At 49.2% G+C, this 19,712-nt stretch carries 9 protein-coding genes; 8 read left to right on the top strand and 1 reads right to left on the bottom strand.

Annotated elements, in window-relative coordinates; genetic code table 11:
- Positions 1 to 23: 23 nt before the first annotated feature.
- The 8 genes from AC0MA3_RS19345 to AC0MA3_RS19310 all read left to right on the top strand — a co-directional run bounded on the left by AC0MA3_RS19345 (position 24) and on the right by AC0MA3_RS19310 (position 18,128).
- Entirely contained in the window at positions 24 to 3,203 is a 3,180-nt protein-coding gene (locus AC0MA3_RS19345) for a non-ribosomal peptide synthetase (RefSeq protein WP_474657366.1), read from the top strand.
- The gene (gene fabD / locus AC0MA3_RS19340) at positions 3,196 to 4,470 is read left to right on the top strand and encodes an ACP S-malonyltransferase (RefSeq protein WP_474657365.1); all 1,275 of its coding nucleotides are present in this window, start codon (positions 3,196 to 3,198) and stop codon (positions 4,468 to 4,470) included. Before AC0MA3_RS19345 ends, fabD begins: the two co-directional genes overlap by 8 nt.
- A 20-nt stretch (positions 4,471 to 4,490) precedes the next feature.
- Entirely contained in the window at positions 4,491 to 9,215 is a 4,725-nt protein-coding gene (locus AC0MA3_RS19335) for an SDR family NAD(P)-dependent oxidoreductase (protein WP_474657364.1), read from the top strand.
- On the top strand, positions 9,212 to 14,014 hold the full coding sequence (locus tag AC0MA3_RS19330; protein WP_474657363.1) for a type I polyketide synthase: 4,803 nt from the start codon (positions 9,212 to 9,214) through the stop codon (positions 14,012 to 14,014). The genes AC0MA3_RS19335 and AC0MA3_RS19330 overlap by 4 nt, the downstream gene beginning before the upstream one ends.
- A complete protein-coding gene (locus AC0MA3_RS19325) occupies positions 14,014 to 14,859 on the top strand; it encodes an MBL fold metallo-hydrolase (protein ID WP_474657362.1) in 846 nt (281 codons plus the stop codon). The genes AC0MA3_RS19330 and AC0MA3_RS19325 overlap by 1 nt, the downstream gene beginning before the upstream one ends.
- A complete protein-coding gene (locus AC0MA3_RS19320; RefSeq protein ID WP_474657361.1) occupies positions 14,860 to 16,617 on the top strand; it encodes an MFS transporter in 1,758 nt (585 codons plus the stop codon).
- Between the two features lie 177 nt (positions 16,618 to 16,794).
- Positions 16,795 to 17,694 carry an alpha/beta hydrolase fold domain-containing protein gene (locus tag AC0MA3_RS19315; protein WP_474657360.1) on the top strand — a complete coding sequence of 300 codons (900 nt, stop codon included), beginning with the start codon at positions 16,795 to 16,797 and terminating at the stop codon, positions 17,692 to 17,694.
- An 11-nt stretch (positions 17,695 to 17,705) separates the two neighbouring features.
- On the top strand, positions 17,706 to 18,128 hold the full coding sequence (locus tag AC0MA3_RS19310) for a DUF3237 family protein (protein WP_474657359.1): 423 nt from the start codon (positions 17,706 to 17,708) through the stop codon (positions 18,126 to 18,128).
- Between the two features lie 196 nt (positions 18,129 to 18,324).
- On the opposite strand, the gene AC0MA3_RS19305 is transcribed toward AC0MA3_RS19310, so the two are convergent.
- Positions 18,325 to 19,470 carry a family 8 glycosyl hydrolase gene (locus AC0MA3_RS19305; RefSeq protein ID WP_474657358.1) on the bottom strand — a complete coding sequence of 382 codons (1,146 nt, stop codon included), beginning with the start codon at positions 19,468 to 19,470 and terminating at the stop codon, positions 18,325 to 18,327.
- Between the last annotated feature and the right edge of the window lie 242 nt (positions 19,471 to 19,712).

The raw sequence follows: 19,712 nt of genomic DNA, 5'->3' as shown, positions 1-19,712 counted from the left end.
TATAAGGGATTGGGGGACAGAGAATGCAGGTCTTGAATCAGGTTGCGCTTAATTTGATACGGACGGGCAACGAGTGGGAGGAAGAACGGAACTATTGGCTGAGCAAGCTGGGTGGCCTTGCTGAGATCTGCGGATTTGAACCAATGCAGCCGCAAGATACGGTGAATGGTGTACTAGAGGGATTCTTCGAATCGCGCTTTGACTCACCTGTCTCGGAGAAGCTTCTGAAGACTGGTGGTGGCTCGCCATTTTCCGTGTATTTGCTGTTAACGGCAGCACTTGGCTATTTGTTGTACAAATATACCGGTGAACAGGATGTTGTTCTTGGTATGCCGCCCTTTGCGGGAGAAGCTGACGATGCCGATTTGAAAGGGCTGTTCATGCTGCGGAGCTATATGGAAGATTCAGACTCATTCAGGAATTGGTTGTCCGCCGTTCAGAAAACCGTGAATGAAGCGAAAAAATATAAAAATCTTCCCTTTTCCGCCATACGGGAATTATTAGCCGATGACACAGCTGCAGAGCCCCTGCCTCTCCGCCTGCGTACAGCCGCCGGCATGGAAGGGCTGCACGATGACTGTTACGGCGGTGAGGAGACGGGGGTAGATATTCAGTTCACCTTCTACATTGCCGGAGAGACTGTTGGGATAAGAACCGCCTATCACACCACCCTCTATAGTGAGAGCAGGGTACGGGACATTGTGGCCCATCTTATGCATTTGACGGCTCAATGCATCTATAATCCTTCCCTGGCCCTATCGGAGTGTGATCTTTTTACTCCGGAACAGCGGGAGCGGATGGAGCTCGGCAACCGCACCAGCCGTCCCTATGACCGGAAGCTGAATGTTGTGGAATTAATTGAAGCTGAGAGTATAAGGCATCCTGATCAAGAAGCAGTGACCGACGGTACACTAAGATACACCTATAAGCAGTTGAATGAAAGAGCAAATGCCATAGCAGAACACTTAATACACAGGGGGGCTGCACCTGGACAACGGGTTGGCATGCTGATCCCCCGCAGTGCAGACACTCTCGCGGTGCAACTGGGAATTTTGAAAACCGGTGCTGCCTATTTGCCCATTGATCCCTCCACTCCGGCGGAAAAAATGAATTACATGCTGGAAGACAGCGGAGTACAGTTGCTGATTGCAGACACAAGCTGCCTTCCAGAACAGTTCATTGAAACCGAGATCCAGCTGATTGTCCTCTCGGAGCTTTTATTAAAGGGCACACAGCCTGAGAATCCGCAGATTCGCTGCACGGAACGTGATATGGCTTACATGATCTATACTTCTGGCTCGACCGGCAAACCCAAAGGAGTCATGATTGAGCATCTTTCCCTGCATAACTTCATTCTCGGCATTACGGACCGGATCAGTTTTGATCCCGGGGATTCCATAGTGTCCGTGACCAGCATCTCATTCGATATTTTCGTGCTCGAATCGCTGCTGCCGCTATCTCAGGGACTTCGGATCATTATAGCAGATGAGGTTAGCCAGATTGATCCTGTGAAGCTGGATGATCTGATTATCCGGGAAAAAGGGAAATGGCTGCAGACAACGCCTTCACGGCTGCAGATGTTACTGGGAAGCGTGCATAAACCATCATTTCTGGCTTCCTTAAAAGGTCTTCTAATTGGTGGGGAACTGCTGCCGGCAACCTTGATCCAGGAACTGCGGATGTTAACCAGGGCAAGAATTTACAATATGTATGGCCCTACAGAAACGACGGTATGGTCATCGGTGCAGGAAGTGACATCTCCTGGTGCAGCGGGGCTTGGAACGCCTATTGCCAATACTGTGTTTTATGTTTTGGATTCACAGGGCGGACTGGTGCCGATGGGCGCGGCCGGTGAGTTATATATTGGTGGAGACGGGCTTGCGCGGGGATACTGGAACCGGCCTGAACTGACGGAAGAACGCTTCGTGTCACTGCCCGTTCATCCCGGGGGACTCCTCTACAAGACCGGTGATTTGGTGAGATGGGATGGCGGACATTTGCAATTTCTCGGCCGGACCGATTTCCAGGTGAAAATTAGAGGTTACCGTATTGAACCCGGTGAAATTGAACACCGGATGCTTACTCTACCCGGGATTTACCACTGTGTAGTTGTAGCCAAGGGAACTGCCGAAGAGCATGCGCAGTACCTGGTTGCCTATTATACTTCCGATCAGGTATGGTCGGTAGATTCGCTAAGAGCGGAATTGTCCAGGTATTTGCCTGAATATATGATCCCCTCTTATTTTGTGCAATTGCAGGAACTTCCGCTAACAACGAGTGGGAAGATAGACAGGAATGCCCTGCCTGCACCGGATACACAAAGGCCGCTTCTTGCAGAGGCTTTCGCAGAATCGGGTACTCCTACGCAATCCTTGCTGATTCAGGAGTGGAGAGAGCTGCTGAACAAGGATATTATCGGGATTCATGACAACTTTTTTGATTTGGGCGGCAACTCCATGCTGGCCGTCATGCTGCACTCCAGGCTTGAAGCCCACTATCCCGGCAAGCTGAACGCGGCTGATATTTTCGTCTCTCCGACAGTCGCCGGACTGGCCGAATGGATCGATAAGGCAACCGGGGAACGCAGAGAACTGCAACTGGCTCTGCTAGACTTTCCTGATAATCTGTCAGATACGGATTACGACAGCAGCGGTGAAGGCTGGAGCTTCGAGATAGGGGGAACCGATTTCGAGAGCTTGAGCCGGTTTGCAGCGCAGCAGCGCAGTACCATCAGTGATCTCGGACTTAGTGCATATCTCTATGTGTTATCAAGTCTTTCGGCACAATCTGAAGTTACTATCCAGCTTTTGCCGGAAGAAGGGAGCGGGGTTATTCCTTTCACGGTTGAACTGGAGGGGTTATCGGGGTTCCATGAATTGATTGAACGTGTGGCGATTCAGCGGCAGGAAGGTTCCCGTGGCGAAAGTTATCCAATCGCATGGCTCACGGACATGATCATAACCAAAGCCACGAATCAGATCATCCCCGCATATTCGCTCCGGGAGTGGGCTTACGGAGATTATGGGCATGTGATGGATTTTGTGGTAACCGCACATATAGCGCCAGCGGGTGACAGGATAAGCTTTCATGCCGACTATCAGGCCGACCGTCTGGCCAGAGATACGGCAGAGAAGTGGACAAGTCTGTTTATGAAGACATTGGAATGGATTATTCAAACTGAAGGAGGCGGGTTTAATGCATAAACTGGCTTTATTGTTTCCAGGACAAGGCTCGCAAAAGACGGGCATGGGCAAGAAATGGACAGACGAGTTCAAGGTGGCGCGGCATACCTTTGAAGAAGCGAACGACGCTCTCGGCTTCAATCTGCAGGAACTGATTCTTACAGGAAGCGAAATGGAATTAAGAAAAACTGAGAATGCCCAGCCGGCGATACTGGCAACCAGTATCGCTGCTTACCGTGTGTATATGCAGGAAACAGGAGTAGAGCCTGTAATGGTTGCCGGACACAGTCTGGGAGAATTCAGCGCTCTTTGCGCTGCAGGCTGTCTGGAATTTGCGGATGCGGTGCGGATTGTGCGCACACGGGGGATGCTTATGGGGAGCATCCTGTCGGAACCATCCGGTACGATGTCGGCAGTAGGTCAGCTCTCCAAACAAGAGATCCGCGAGGTTCTTGCCCGGGTCTCACGCGAGAATCACCGGGTTGTCATCTCCAATTACAATGCCCCCAATCAAATTGTGATCTCCGGTCACCAGCCTGCGGTTGAAGAGGCAAGCTCGATGCTGGAGAAGATGGGTGCCCGTGTCACTCCACTGAAAGTAAGTGCTCCTTTTCACAGCCCGTTGATGGAGCCGGCAGCCATTCAATTAGAGGAAGAGCTTAAGAAATACAGCTTCAAGGCGCTACGTTACCCGGTGCTGTCCAATGTTACAGCGCGGCCTTATGCCGGACCGGAGCAGATCATACAGCTGCTGGTCGAACAGATGACAGCACCGGTGCGTTGGTCAGAGTCAGTTACCTATATGCGGAAACAGGGGATAACGTTAGCCCTGGAGATGGGGCCTGAGACGGTTCTGCGTACACTCATTCGCAAGAATACGCCATTAATCGACAGCTATGCTTTTGACAGAGAGGCGGAGCGGGAGCGGGCACATTCTCTTCTTGTTGATCCTGTAAGCGTTAAGGGAAAGGCTGTGACAATAGTGACCCGTTGTTTGGCGGTTGCGGTATGTACGAAGAATAGCAATCCTGATCTGGACGAGTACCGTACGGGATTTCAGGAGCCCTACCGGGAGATCGCCAAAATGCAGGAAAGTCTGGAGGAGCAGGGAACCGAGCCAACACTTGATCAAATGAGACGCTCGCTGGATATGCTGCGGTTAGCTTTTCGTACGAAAAGAACGCCGCTTGAAGAGCAAATCGAACGTTTTGAACAAATTTTCAGGGAAACAGGAAGGCAGGATTTGTCTTCCGACTATTTGCATGAATGGCAATTGAGCGCCAACTAAGCCGAAGAGGGGACAAAAGGATGAACTGGCCGGATTTGAAAAGTTGTGCTCCCGAAACGGGTTCGGATATGCAGAAGAGTGTCATGAACGTCTCCAAGAAGGATATTGCTATTATCGGAATGGCCGGCCGTTTTGCCGGTGCGGGCAATCTGACTGAATTCTGGGAAGCCCTGCGCAGCGGCCGTGATATGACTGGCGACTTCCCAGAAGAGCGCCGTAAAGACGCGGAGCCTTACATACGTTATATGGGCTCCTTGGGAATCAGTGATGCAGCACTGGAATATACACGCGGCGGATTCATGCCGGAAGTGGACCAATTTGATGCCTCACTGTTTCGGCTTTCTCCCAAAGAAGCAAGCCTGATGGACCCCAACCAGAGGATTTTTCTGGAAGCCGCATGGCAGACGATTGAAGATGCCGGATATGGCGGAGGCAGATTACACGGAAGCCGGACAGGCGTATTTTTGGGCTACAGCACCGATTTCTATGACGAATACAAACGTCATATTCTTCATAATGAGCCGGAGCACTTCGGCATGGCAACATCCGGAAATATCAAATCCATTACAGCAAGCAGGATCGCGTACCTGCTTGATCTGAAGGGCCCAAGCATGCTTATTGACACGGCCTGCTCTTCGTCACTTGTCGCCGTGCATCAAGCCTGCCAGGCCATCCGTCATGGAGAATGCGATCAGGCCTTGGCCGGTGGCGTAAAGGTGCTGTTGACACCAGTGCAGGGGGAGAAGGAATGGGCCATCGGCATTCAGTCTTCAGATGGGCAAGCCCGTACCTTTGACGACAGCTCTGACGGGACAGGTATCGGTGAAGGAGTTGCCGCCGTAATGCTCAAGTCTTTGCGCAAGGCCATAGAAGATGGGGATGATGTATATGCTGTCATCAAAGGGAGTGCAGTGAACCAGGACGGAACAGGGGCTGGACTTACCGCCCCGAACCCAGGCTCCCAGGAAGAAGTGATTCAACGCGCTTGGAGAGAGGCGGGAATTGATCCGAACAGCGTGACTTATATAGAAGCTCATGGAACCGGAACCCGGTTAGGTGATCCAATCGAAATTTCCGGTATTGACCGGGCTTTCCGGCCTTATGCGTCAGGCAAGCAGTTCTGTGCCGTTGGTTCAGTCAAAACGAATATAGGGCATCTGGACAGCTCCGCAGGAATCGCAGGGCTGGTGAAGTGTGTGATGGCCCTGCGCCATGGGGAAATCCCCTCAAGCCTTCACTTTAACCGGCCTAACCGGCAAATTTCCTTTGAGAATTCAGCGGTATTTGTCAATGACAGCCTCATGAAGTGGGATAAGCGGGAGCAGCCCCGCCGCTGCGGTATCAACTCCTTTGGCTTAAGCGGTACTAATTGTCATTTGGTTTTGGAAGAAAGCCCTTTGAAAGGCGGTGCCTCCGCACCTCCGGCCTCAGCCGGTTATGCTGCAGGGCCGGGGGTATCGCCCTATATCCTGACATTATCCGCCCAGTATTCGGCCGGGCTGGCTAAATTGGCAGAGGAATATGCAGAGCTGCTGGCGGAACGGGATTACCCGTTGGATTCCTTGTGTTATACGGCTAATACAGGACGCGGGCACTACGAGCACCGCGCCGCTATTCTTTTTGAGGACAAGAAGGAGTTGTGTGCACGTCTGAATGAATTGGCCACGGGAGATGCGGGTGTCCGCAACAGTGCAGGCAAGCTGTTATGCGGCTTTCATAAAGAAGCTTCCAGGAATAAAGAGCATCGTCTGGCAGGAGAGCTGAGCGAAGCAGAGCAGCAAAGGTTGAACTCTCTCGGTGAAGCTGCTCTAGTTGCGGTTCAGAGCGGAGAGGATCTTCACCTGCTATGTGAACTCTATGTTCAGGGGGCGGATATCAGCTGGGAGCGGTTGTACAAGGAAGGGATTCGCAGATTGTCAGGCCTTCCTTCGTACCCGTTCAACCGCAAACGCTGCTGGATTCAGCGCCGTGCATGGTTCGAACGCTCAGCTTCTCCCGTGAAAGAACATGAGCATCCACTTGTCGGACGCCAACTTGCTGCCTCTAAGGACTTTATTATCTATTCCGCCGATTACAGTCCTGAGCACTTGTGGGCGCTGGAAGAACACAAGGTTTTTGGACAATACGTGCTACCGGGTACGGCCTATCTTGAAATTGCACGGGAAATTGGAATCCGCCAATACCCTGACAGATATTTGGAGATCAGGGAGATGACCTTTCTAACACCTTTGTCGATGGCACAGGAGGAAACGCGTGAGGTGCATTTTGTAATCGAAAAGCAAGGAGAGGAATTAGCCCGCTTCTATGCCACAAGCCAAAATCCCGGCGACGGGAATTGGATCGTTCACGCTGAAGCCCTTTTGGCTCCTAATGACGGAAGCAAACCTCCTCGTTTTGATCTCAACAAATATATGGAAGAATCAGCTGAAATTCATCTGGATTCCGAGCCGAGAACACAAGGGGTCATCGTTACGGGTCCCCGCTGGGATACTGTAAAGAAGGCATTTGCAGGGGATGATGGAAGCACGCTCCTATATTTGGAGCTGCCAGATTCCTTTATTAGTGATCTGGAGACATATGCGCTGCACCCCTCGATGATGGACTGTGCGATCAATGCCTCGAATTTGATTGCAGGCAGTGATACATTCCTGCCGTTTTTTTATACATCGTTGCGGATATACGGGCGTGCCGCTTCCCGTATTTACAGTTATGCTTCCGTGAAGCAGCAGCAGGGCCAGGCTGAGACAGCAAAGTGGAATATTGTCCTCATGGATGAAGAGGGACAGGTATTTGCTGAAATTGAAGATTATGTGATTAAGAAGGTCAGTGAGGTCTCTGCACCGGCAAGCCGGAATCCTATATACCATGAGGTAGTGTGGAGCCGTTCTGACCTCATGGATGCATTGCCTTCTATACCGCTGACTAATGGTCCGGTATTGATTTTCCGGGGATCCTCGCCCCTGAATCGCGAAGTAATTGCAGAGCTGAAGCGTACCGGCAGAACATGCACCGAGGTGATACACGGGTTGGAGTATCGCAAGCATCATGAAGGATTGTATGAAGTAAGCCCGGACCAGGAGGCATATAACCGGCTATTCCGGGATTTATCCGGCAAAGGAATAACAGATGTCCTGCACATGCTGACTATAGGCGAGGCAACTGAACCGAAGGATATTACAGAATTTCAGGGGCAGGAGAGCACCGGATTGTTCAGCTTGTTCTACCTGATCAGGGCCCTCCTCAAGAACGGCTGGACGGAACCGGTCCGGTTGAATCTGGTTAGTGACTACGCCCGTACGGTAACGGCCGACTCCTTGACCGTTAATCCTCTTCATGGCGCTTTGTGCGGTCTGCTCAAAGGAATTGAGCTGGAGCACCCCCAGATCAAATGCCGCAGTCTGGATATTGATGATGTGATGCAGGCCGGCCTTTTGGTGCAGGAGATTCTCAGTCCCTTAGAGTACTCCTATGAAGCTGCTTATCGGAATCACATCCGTTACCTGCCCCAATTGATAGAGGGAGATGTGGCGTCAAAAGAAAAACATCCACTGGTGATAAAGGAAAGCGGAGCGTATGTGATCACTGGCGGCACGGGTAGTCTGGGAATGGAAGCCGCCCGGTTTTTAGCCGCCCGTTCCGGGGCGCACCTGATCCTAATCAGCCGCAATCCGCGGCCAGAGAATAAGAACAGCGAAACGGTTGGGCTTAGGGAAGAACAAGCCCATTATTACTATGCCGATGTGTCGTCAGGGAATGAACTGGAGCAAGTGCTGAAGGAGGTTCGAAGCAAATACGGGCCGATTCATGGTGTCATACATTGTGCGGGTATGGCTGGAAACGGATTTCTGTCCCAGCGCCAGGAGGAAGACTTTGCGACTACCCTTCAACCCAAAACCAGGGGAACATGGAATTTGGATCGTTTGACGCGTCAGGACGATCTTGATTTCTTTATTACTTATTCGAGTATCACCTCGTTGACCGGGGCGCCGGGTCAAAGTGATTATACTGCAGCGAACGCCTATCTGGATGCTTTTTCCCAGTCTCGTAACCTTAAGGGGCTAAGGACTGTAAGCATTAACTGGACAGCCTGGAAGGAAATCGGCATGGCAGTGGATTTCGGCCGAAGTGAGGCCAGAGGACTATTCCTGCCGATTACGACCCGCCAAGCGATGGAGGCTCTGGACGAAATACTCCATGCCAGGGTGGAGAACATCGTTGTTGGTGAACTGGACCTGGAAACGCTCGGGCAATTAGAGGTCACTCTTCCTATGCTGCACAATAGGGTGAATTCAATGCGAAATCCACGCCGGGCCACGAAAAGAAAGAGCCAGCCCATGCCGCTGGACCGTCCAGTCGTGCTTACAGGAAAAATGGAGGCGGAATGGACAGCTATTGATCAAAAGCTGGGGAACGCTTGGGGCAAGGTTCTTGGACTGGAGCAAATAGACGTTTTTGAACATTTCAATCACTTGGGCGGAGACTCCATTCTTGCTACGCATTTGTTGCGTGAACTGGATTTGGTTTTCCCGGGCATGCTGGATATTTCCGATGTATTTACCTACTCTACCATTCATGAAATGTCCAGGTTCATTGACGGCAAAACAGGAAATCAGCGCCTCGTCAGTGATTCGGCAGTTTCCGGTACGGAGGAACAATTCATGGATGATGTGCTGGAACGTCTGGCGAAAGGCGAGATTTCGGCTGAAATGGCCGGTAGCTTATTCGGAGAAGGAGAGAAACGATGAAAAAGGTACAGAATTATATATTCGAGCAAGTGGCCGCCCGGCAGCTTTCACCAGCGGAGGCCAAGCAACTGCTTAATGACCTGCAGGGTTCGTCCGGGTCCGCCGAAGAAGACATCGCAGTCATTGGAATGTCGGGAAAATTTCCTGGCGCAGAGAATTTGGATGAGTATTGGGAGAATCTGGAGAATGAGCGGAATTGTATCGGGAGGTTCCCTCAATCCCGCATCAAATGGGAATCTTTGCTGCTCAACCCGACTGTTCAGGAGATTTTGGCGGGTGGTTCTATGGAAACCGACAAGGACGGAGGAATCGTGGCGGGCATTGGCGGCTTTCTGAGCGAGATAGATGCCTTTGACGCCCCCTTTTTCAAGTTATCTCCGCGAGAGGCCAAATTTATGGACCCCTCACAGCGGCTATTTTTGCAGACTTGTCATGAAGCCTTCGAGGATGCCGGATATGGCGGGGAAAAAATGATGGGGACCCGTACCGGAGTATTTGTGGGAAAGGATCATGCCAACCTGCCGATATACCGGCTGCTAACAGAACCTGATCCGATGCATCTGACAGGCTCCTGGCCTGGGATTTTATCCCGCCGGATTTCCTATCTCTATAATTTTCGGGGACCGAGCATAGTTGTGGACACCGCTTGCTCTGCCGGTCTCGTGTCTATCCACCTGGCATGTGATTCCTTGCGTAAGGGGGAATGCGACTTTGCCGTCGCTGGTGGAGTTCAAGTTCAATGCATGTCGATTGAAGGAGAAAGCGGACCTATGGATCTGAATATGGTCGAATCAGATGACCATATGGTACGTACTTTTGATCGCAATGCTACTGGAACAGTATGGGGAGAAGCTGTAGCCGCAGTCCTGCTTAAGCCGCTGTCCCAGGCGCTGGCAGACGGAGATAATATCCATGCAGTCATTAAAGGCAGTGCCATCAATAACGATGGGGCCTCTAATGGAATTACAGCACCTAACGCTTCAGCTCAGGAAGATGTAATCTGCCGGGCGTGGGAAGCCGCTGGAATATCGCCTGAGACGATTCAATATATTGAAGCACACGGTACCGGTACGGCTCTTGGTGACCCGATCGAGATTAAAGGGATCACCAATGCGTTTAGACGTTACACGGATGCCGCACAGTTTTGCGGAATTGGAGCCGTGAAGACGAGCATCGGTCACACCGTAGCTGCTTCCGGGGTAGCCGCGTTAATCAAAGTAATTTTAAGCATGAAGCATAAGATTATGCCGGCCAGCATTCACTTTATGGAGCCTAACCCCTATATTAACTTCCCGGATTCCCCGCTGTATGTGAATGACATCCAAAGAAAGTGGGAGAAGGGTCAGGCTCCGCGGAGAGCGGGCATCAGCTCCTTCGGCTTCAGTGGAACCAATGCGCATCTGATTATTGAAGAAGCACCTCCGAGAGCTTCGGACCGTGAGCTGGCGGATACCATATACTTCCTTCCGATCTCAGCAATTCACGAGGGAACCCTTCAAAATCTGGTAGAAAGCTACCGTAATTACGTAGAACAAGCGACAGAACTGCATTTGGCGGATTTTTGCTATACAGCAGCCGTGGGCAGAGGTCATTACTCCCATCGGTTGGCCCTCGTCTTCCGGAGTCGCGAAGAGCTGCTTCATCAACTGGAGACTATCACCGGAGCAGCATCACTCTCGCAGCTTTCCGCTAAGCAGGTCTGGTACGGAGGGAATGCGGCAGTTGCCGGCACCCGGGGCGTAGAGAAGGAGGGAGCGCTCAGCCATGCGGAGCGTTATCGTGTGAGCAATGAAGCAGATCAGCTCTTGGACTCAGGGGATGAAGATGGAACTGGTTTGAACAAAATGTGCCTTCTCGGTTCATTGTATGTTCAAGGAGCAGAACTGAAATGGGCGGAAATGTACAGAGACCAGAATAGACAGATGCTGCCGCTTCCCGTATATGTTTTTGATAAATTGCATTGTTGGGCGGGCTCCAAAGTATTGTCCACCGCACCAACTGCAGCATCCAAAGACATCCCGCATCCGCTGCTGGACAGGGTGGTGACCGATTCCTATGACCGGCTGATCTTTGAAACCCGATTATCGGTTGAGTCCCATTGGATTCTTAAGGATCATACATTTATGGATGCCCATATTGTTCCGGGTGTTACCTACGTGGAGTGGGGACGGGAAGCATGCTCCAGATACTATAACAGCAACGATTTGCAATTTAAGGACATTGTTTTCCTGACGCCGCTGATCCTCCAGCCCGATGAATCAAGATTAGTTCAGACTGTGCTGAAGAAAGAACGGGATCATGTGGGATTTATGGTCACCAGTCAGCCGGAATCCGGAAAATCATGGGTAGTTCATGCAGAAGGCAGGGCCTATCTTATAGAGCAGCCAATTGAAAAATTCAAAAACCTGCGCGACCTTCAGGAATTATGCCCGATATTTCCTCCTATGGAGCCGTTCAATTCAGTGTCCGGGAAATTTCACTTAAGTGAGCGCTGGGATAATCTGCTGAAAGCACGGACAGACGAAAGTGAAGACACAGCATTGCTGCTGCTATCGATTCCCCAGAATTATGAGGGGGAAATGGATAACTTCTTTTTCTACCCGTCGCTTCTGGATAATGCCGTCAACCCGATGATTAAAAAGCTGGCAGATGTGTATTTGCCTTTTACCTTCAAAAGCTTCACCGTTCGGGGGCGCATGCCACAGAAATTCTATAGCTTTTTCCAAAAGAAAACCAACCACCGTAAATCCAATGAAACGCTTGAATATGACGTGGTTCTTATGGATTTGGAAGGCCGCGTATTTGCTGAAATTGAAGACTATTCTATTAAACGCATCAGTATGATGGAACAGGTGAAGTTCAAGCAAATGAGCAATCAGAAGGTGAAGCCTTATTTCTTGAACTGGGTCGAAGAGCCGCAGGCAAATACCACGCCTAACCGCCATCAGCATGTGCTGGTATTCAGCGATAACAAGCAATACAGTGATTCATTGGTTCAACGTATGGAAGAGGAAGGCCGTGTGGTTATTGTCGTTGGGCGGGGTCCCCAATATAACAAAAAGGATAGCCATCATTTTACCATAACTGATAAATATGAAGATATTTTACGGCTGATCGAAGAAATACAAACTGAGGAATTCACCCAAATTATTAATTTCTTTACAATTGAGGAGAAAAGAGAGATAAATACACTATACACTGTGGTGGATAATCCTTACAATGAGATGATCGCCGTGTTCCAGCTAGTGAAGGCTCTTCTGCTCAACAAGGTTTCTCGCCCCCTTGATATTGTGCTCATTGGGAGGAATGTACATGAAGTGAATGCCCGCGAAAGGGAATTGCATCCACTGCTTGCAGCGGCTTTTGGTCTGGGAAAGGTGTTGAAAGACGAATATGAGCATATGCAGACACGTTCTTTGGACCTGGATAGCGAACTGCCGATAGAGCAGTTGATGCTTGAGCTTGATCATTCCGGTAGTGCCTACTCCACTGCCTATAGACAAGGTATACGGTACGTTCAGGAATTTGGAATGCTTAATCTGGAACAGCTTGAACAGCAGTCCCTTGAGATCCGGAGGGATGGCCTATACCTGATAACAGGAGGGACTGGCGGACTGGGATTGGAGATGGCGAAGTATCTCGCCCACAAAAACAAGGTGCGGCTGGCCCTGTTTAACAGAACTGCTCTTCCTGAACGTAGTTATTGGGAGATGGTGCTTGCAGCGGGGGAAGATCCGGTGTTGTGCCGGAAAATTTCTGCTCTGCTTGAAGTGGAACGCCTCGGCTCAACAGTAGAGTGTATTTCTGTAGATGTTGCCGATGGTCTGGCTTTGCAAGCTGCTGTATCGGGACTCCGAAGCAAATACGGAGAAGTAAGAGGGGTTATCCATGCCGCCGGCGTTGCAGGGGATGGATTCTTGATCCATAAGGAAGTTAAAGACCTTGTACCGGTTATGTCTCCGAAAGTGACGGGAACCTTGAATCTTCATAGCGTGACTGCGCAAGACGGACTGGACTTCTTCATTCAATTTTCTTCGATTGCCTCGCTAATGGGTGGCCCGGGCCAGGGAGACTATACAGCAGCCAACCTTTTTCTTGACGCATTCAGCGACTATGCCAATAAGCTTGGCAGACGGACGATATCAATTAACTGGCCTTCATGGAAAGAGACGGGGATGGCTGTCGACTATGGAGCGGTTCATGATGAATCCATGTTTCAGCCTATTTCAACCGCCCATGCTCTGGATATCATGGATATGGCTCTTCTTTATGGAATGGGGCATATCATCCCGGCAGAGGTCAACACTCCACTGATTCTGGAACATATGGATCATCTGCCGATTCGGTTATCCCAGGAGATTCGGACGGAAATGGAGAAGAATGCGGTTCTTCTCAAAGGCAAGAAAAAGGCTTCCTCGACCCAGAAGGTATGGGAGCAGATTACGGTTAAAGGTAAAGGCGAACTTACCGATGTTGAAAAAAAATTAACACTCATCTGGGCAGAGGTACTCGACTTGGATGTGTTGGATGTTGGGGAGCAATTTAATAATTTGGGTGGAGACTCGATACTGTCCATACAGTTACATAAACAGATTAACACCGCATTCCCGGGTGTAATGGATGTGTCTGACGTCTTTTCGTATCCGACAATTGCAGATCAAGCCCGCTATATAGCTTCCAAGCTGGAGCCACAAGCATCCGCAGATCAATTATTTACCTTGCTGGATGCTGTAGAAGCGGGAGAAATTTCCGTTAAGGAAGGGCTGGGAACATTGAATGTTCTCAAGAGTGAAGTGTAATGTCTTCAACTGCCGATATGACTCAGTATATATTGCAGCAAGTTCAGCAAAAGCTTGTTGCTAAAGAGGATGTCTATCCTTTACTGAAGGAAATCCTTGCAGGAATCAGTCCTTCCGCATTAAGCGCTTTGCTCTTAGAGCACGAGTCGGATCAGCCGGATTTGTATGCGATAGCTAGCTATTGGAAGGCGATGGGAGAGAGTGCAGATGATTCTGCACTCTCTCTCAAGCTGCAAGCGGATGAGGCAGGCATTTATTTTCAAAGGATTGGCCGGGGTATCTTTGATTCCAACTGCTATATTCTAGGCCATCAGGGTGAAGGCGTCATTATTGATCCCGGTTCAAGCTTTGATAAGATCTATTCTGCTGTGCAAAAGTCACAGCTTAATATCCGGCATATTCTGATCACGCATGGCCATGTGGATCATATATTTGCTATGGAACGATTGCGTCAATCAACCGGTGCGGCGATAGTCATGCACAAGCTGGATGAACCTTTGCTTGATTCTCCACTGCTTAACGGATCGCAAATGGCGGGTTCTCCGCAGCATTTTTCTGTTCCGGACCGGTATGTAGATGAGAATGATGAATTAACAGTTGGAGGCATGAAACTGGCTATTATGCATACTCCAGGGCATACGGAGGGTTGCATCAGTATTTTAAGTGAACATTATTTGTTTCCAGGGGATGTAATGTTCAAGGGGCGCATGGGAAGTGTGGACTTGACGGGAGATGCGTCGGATCTGCTGAAGTCCTACCGGCGCTTGTTAGGATTGCGCCCTTCATTACTGGTTTGCCCTGGACATGGCCAAATGTTTACTCTATTGGAGGAGGGTTTATATTAAATGCTTGAGGTTGAACAGGCAGTACTAAAGAGGGAGAAGCAGAAGGGAATCAAGGTTGTTGCCCTTATGTGTCTAGGGATATTCCTGTGCATGATCGATACAACCATTATGAATATTACGCTTCCGGCGATTCAAATGGATATTCATGAGTCACTGGATAAAATGTCATGGGTGCTCAATGCATATACCATCTCTATCGCTGTTCTCTCCATACCGCTTGGGCGGGTGGCGGAAATATACGGGAAAGGCAAGTTTTATGTGCTCGGGCTGCTCATTTTCGGCGTTGGCTCGGCGCTTTGCGCGTTCGCGACCACAGGTGATGCTTTGATACTATCCAGATTCACACAAAGCATTGGTGCAGCGATTCTCTTTCCAATCAGTATGATTATTGGGGTCTCTGCGGTCCCGCTGGAGAAAAGAGGAATAGCGCTTGGAATGCTTGGCGTCACCCAAGGGTTTTCCGCAGCTATCGGTCCTACCATTGGAGGCATGATCACCCAATATCTGAACTGGACCTGGGTATTCTGGGTGAATGTGCCGTTATGCCTGCTTGGCATCCTGGCCTGCTTCTTTCTGCTTCCGCTCCGTAACGAACCGCGGGTGCAGGTTAAGATTGACTGGCTGGGGGTAATCTTCTCCTCGATTTCAATCTTTTTAATGACCCTTGTCTTGGTTAAAGGAGACTCATGGGGATGGACTTCTACGTTGTCCTGGGCATGTTATATTGTCAGTGTTGCAGCCTTGGCTTTGTTTCTGTTCGTGGAGAGTAAGGTGCAGAATCCGATGATCCGGCTGGAACTGTTTAAGGACCGTATCTTTTCGGGAGCAGCCATTACAACGGTAATGTCCAATATTTTTCTGATTGGGGTCACGGTTCTGCTGCCGACATTCTTAACACGGATTCAGGGAAAGACTGAATTTAAAGCAGCCTTGCTGGTAACGCCGATCTCTGCGATGATTTTCATCTTTGCGCCGATGTCTTCGCTTATTATGCGCAAGATTGGAGCGCAGTTCATGATTATAGCCGGTTTTATTGTCATGGCCAGTGCTTATCTGCTGCTGAGAGATCTGAATCTGGATTCTCAATCCTCCACTATCATTGGCCTTAGCTCCATGCTAGGCGTAGGATTCGGCTTAATAGTGGGTCCTATGACGGAGATGGGGGCTTCTAATTTTGAGGGGGAATTGCTCACCGCTTCACAGAGTGTGTTGTCTGTGCTCCGGCAGTTGGGGATTGTACTGGCAATTGCTATCTTTGTGTCCGGGCTGACGCATAACTTGAAAGTTCAAGAGAACAAGGTATTAGAGGTTGCCCAATCCAGAATAGCACAGATCGATGTCGATTCGTCTGCCAAGGAACAGATTTTTGCTACATTTAAGCAGCAGATGAAACAGAGCTCACTGCAATCCTCCAAATCATCTACGGTGCAGAATCACACAGGTTACGTCTTCCCTGAAGCCCAGAGAAAAGCTTTGATCGACGATAATGTAGCTAGCGAAATGAAAAAACTTCCTGTAGCCCAGCGTGTAGCGTCCAAGGAGAAGATTACCGAGGCGGTCACTGCAAGTGTAGACCTCAAAATTAACGAGATTACGAAGGAGATTAATCAGTTCGCCAGTGACATCAAGCCCTATTCCAAAAAGACAATGGCAGAAGGCTTCGGAAATCTGTACAGCTCGGCTGTCCCCTTTGTCGCCCTTAGCAGCTTGCTGGGATTATTATTTATCGGTCTTCGCATGAAAAGAGACGCATTGTAATATGAAGTGCGCACCTAAAAAAACAAAAGGCGACTTGTCTTCGGATGAGTTGCTTTTGTTTGTATGTAGCGGTATATGAGTTGACTATCGTAATACTATTTCCTACACGAATATGATACTCTACTTGATAGAGATGGATTTAGAACTGCTACTATTACATACAAGGAGATGTTGCTAGTGGATCCTAAAGCAGCCGATATCGCAGCCCATGAAACCCCTGAAGGAACACAGATTCTGTATGGGGATTATGCAGAAGGAGGCTCCTATTATTCTTGTACGTACCGCCCTGATGTAGTGTATGCAACATACGGCGAATTGGACAGAAAACTGCAGATTATTGCTCCAAGCCGCAGTGGATATAAATTTCCTCTTATCGTCTTTATCCAAGGTTCTGCATGGAGAAAACAGGATGTATATTCCGGCATTCCTAATCTCTCTTATCTTGCTGCAAAGGGATATGTGGTTGCTAGTGTAGAAATAAGGGACACGGATATTGCCCGTTTTCCGGCTGCCGTTGAGGATGTGAAATGTGCGATCCGTTTCATGCGTAAGCATGCAGAGGAGTACGGTATTGATGTAGACCGGGTAGCGGTATGGGGGGATTCATCAGGCGGACACCTCTCTTTAATGACAGGACTTACCATGGGCGAGTATTATAATGGTCTTTACAGTGAGCAGTCAGACGAAGTCAGCGCAGTTATCGATTATTATGGGGTCACGGATCTGCTGACCTTAGGGAAGTATAATCATATTCTGGACCATGATGCAGCAGATTCTCCTGAAGCTTTGTTGATTGGCGGTAAAGTAAAGGAACATACAGAACTGGCAAAGAAGGCGAGCCCTTTACATCAGAATTTAGATAAAGCGCTTCCGCCATTTTTGATCGTGCATGGAGACAGTGACCATGTTGTACATATTAACCAGAGTATAGAGATGTACAAAGCTTTGAAAGCGCATGGTCAGAACGTTTTATTTTATAAGGTGGCAGGCGCAGATCACGGACCCGGCTTCTGGAGTCCTCAGGTGCTTGACATTACAGCGAAATTTTTATCTGCTCACTTACACCGGCCGCGCTGAGGAGGAAACGTATGGAATTTGAGAAAGTACTCACTGTACATGTGAAAATAGAGAAAACGTCCGAATTAAGCAACAATGATGGTGATTCCGTAGTCATGATTTCTTTTACAGGCACGGTGACGGGAAAGTATTTTGAAGGAATCGTTCTTGAAGGTGGGGTAGATACTCAAATCATCGGGAGATTTGGGGACAGACATAGCCTATCGGCAAGGTACATGCTGGAAGGAAAGGACTATACCGGGCAGCCCTGCAAAATCTATATTGAAAATAACGGGGATCTCAGCAAGAAGCAGGAAATTGGTTTTTTTCGCACATCCCCCAAAGTGATTACAGATAGCAAGGCATTGTCCTTCATGAATGGCAGTGTACTGGTTGGGGAAGGGCATTTCACAGAGTCAGGGATTGATATTAGAATATTCAGCGCAATATCCTAATAACGGCTGATCAGGACATATACGCAATCAACTCATGAGCATGAATGGGTTGATTTTTTTTATTTATTCAAGAAAAGGCTTTGTTACGTCTTTTTTATCTTGAGCTTTATGCGTGATAAAGGCAAAAAAAAATCACTCCTTAGAAGATGGAAAGCGGTGCTTCCCTTATATCCAAGGAGTGATCTCTAGTTAATATTTATGAATAAATGCGGTAGTTTCCGCTCAGTGCCAGCAAGCTGAAGAAGTATAGGCAGTTGTCGTAATACCGGCGGTCACCGATACGAAGCGGAGTATTCCAGAACAGCTTGACGAAGTGGCCGGCATCCGGCCCGTCGGCAGCGAGCGAGGCCATGGCCAGCGTCGACAGAAGGCCAACGGGGTGCAGGGATAGCTCCTCAAAAGGCTGGCCGTCAACAGTGTAGCGCCGGTAATCGCTTATTTCAATATCCCGGAAAAAGGCTTGGATCCGGTTGGACTGTCCCACCTGCCAAGGGTCGCTACGGAACCATTCATAATCAAGCCCGATGTTGGCTGCAACCCGGTAAGAATCACTGAAGAAGTGACGGAAGTCTCCATGCGGCTGGGGTTCAGCAGGAGTTCCGTCATAGTTGGCATATTCGGGAGAAAGGCCGGTAGCCGGATGACATGCTGTTTGTAAATAGGCTCTGCTCTTGGCCGCGGCTTCTTTCCAAAAGGCTCTATCCTGTTCATCTGCTTGCAGGGCAAATAATTCATAGAAATGCGGCAGATGGTAGGAGGGATCACTGAAAGGGGTTTCAGGAATAAATTTAATCAGCTTGGTCGCTGGGTCCCACATTGGATCGCCTTCCCCGTCTTCCCCTTTATGAACACAAGCCCGGAGAATAATTCTGGCCTGCTCGGAATAGTTGAACGGTTCAGCGCCGTCACCCCAACGACTCGAGGCGAAAAACAGCGCCATTGCGAAAAACTCTTCCCCGTCCGGCGCCGGACCGGGCGATAGCCGGGTTCCGTCCAGTTTACAGTGCCAGGCAAAATAATCCTTGTAACGGCCCTCTGCATGCTGCATATATACCTTGGCGAACTTCCACAGCCGGTCGAACTCTTCCTTCTTGTCCATTTGAACAGCCATCATCATTCCATACGACATACCTTCTGTCCGCACGTCTGTATTGCCGGTATCTACGATATATCCCTTATCTTCACCCATGGGATGGTAAATCCGGACATCGGGTGCTCCATAGAATAATTCATTCCATGTGTCGTCAAGCTTCTTACGGATCGCTGCTTCCGGCACTCCGTTCTCACTGAACAGGTTTCTGTATTTTTCCGTATAAAAAGAGCCCTCGTTGAAGATTTCCATCATGATCCTCCATTAAATTTGGTTTTTCAAAGCATAACATAACTGGAGGTATAGAAATTAAAGCGTTTTCCTTAATAATTTTTGGTGATTAGGATAGGTTATCCGCTCCATTAATTCATTCGCATAAGATCTTTCCTAATATCAGAATAGATCAATGTTTTGTGGCTATATGTCATGGACTTCAGTTCATCCGCTTCCTATACTGTAGTGGACGAAGGAGCAATTTATAGACAAATTTAATA

Source organism: Paenibacillus sp. LS-5, assembly GCF_056121505.1.
Note: the sequence above shows the minus strand (reverse complement) of the source record. Positions and strands in the feature narration are given on the sequence as shown.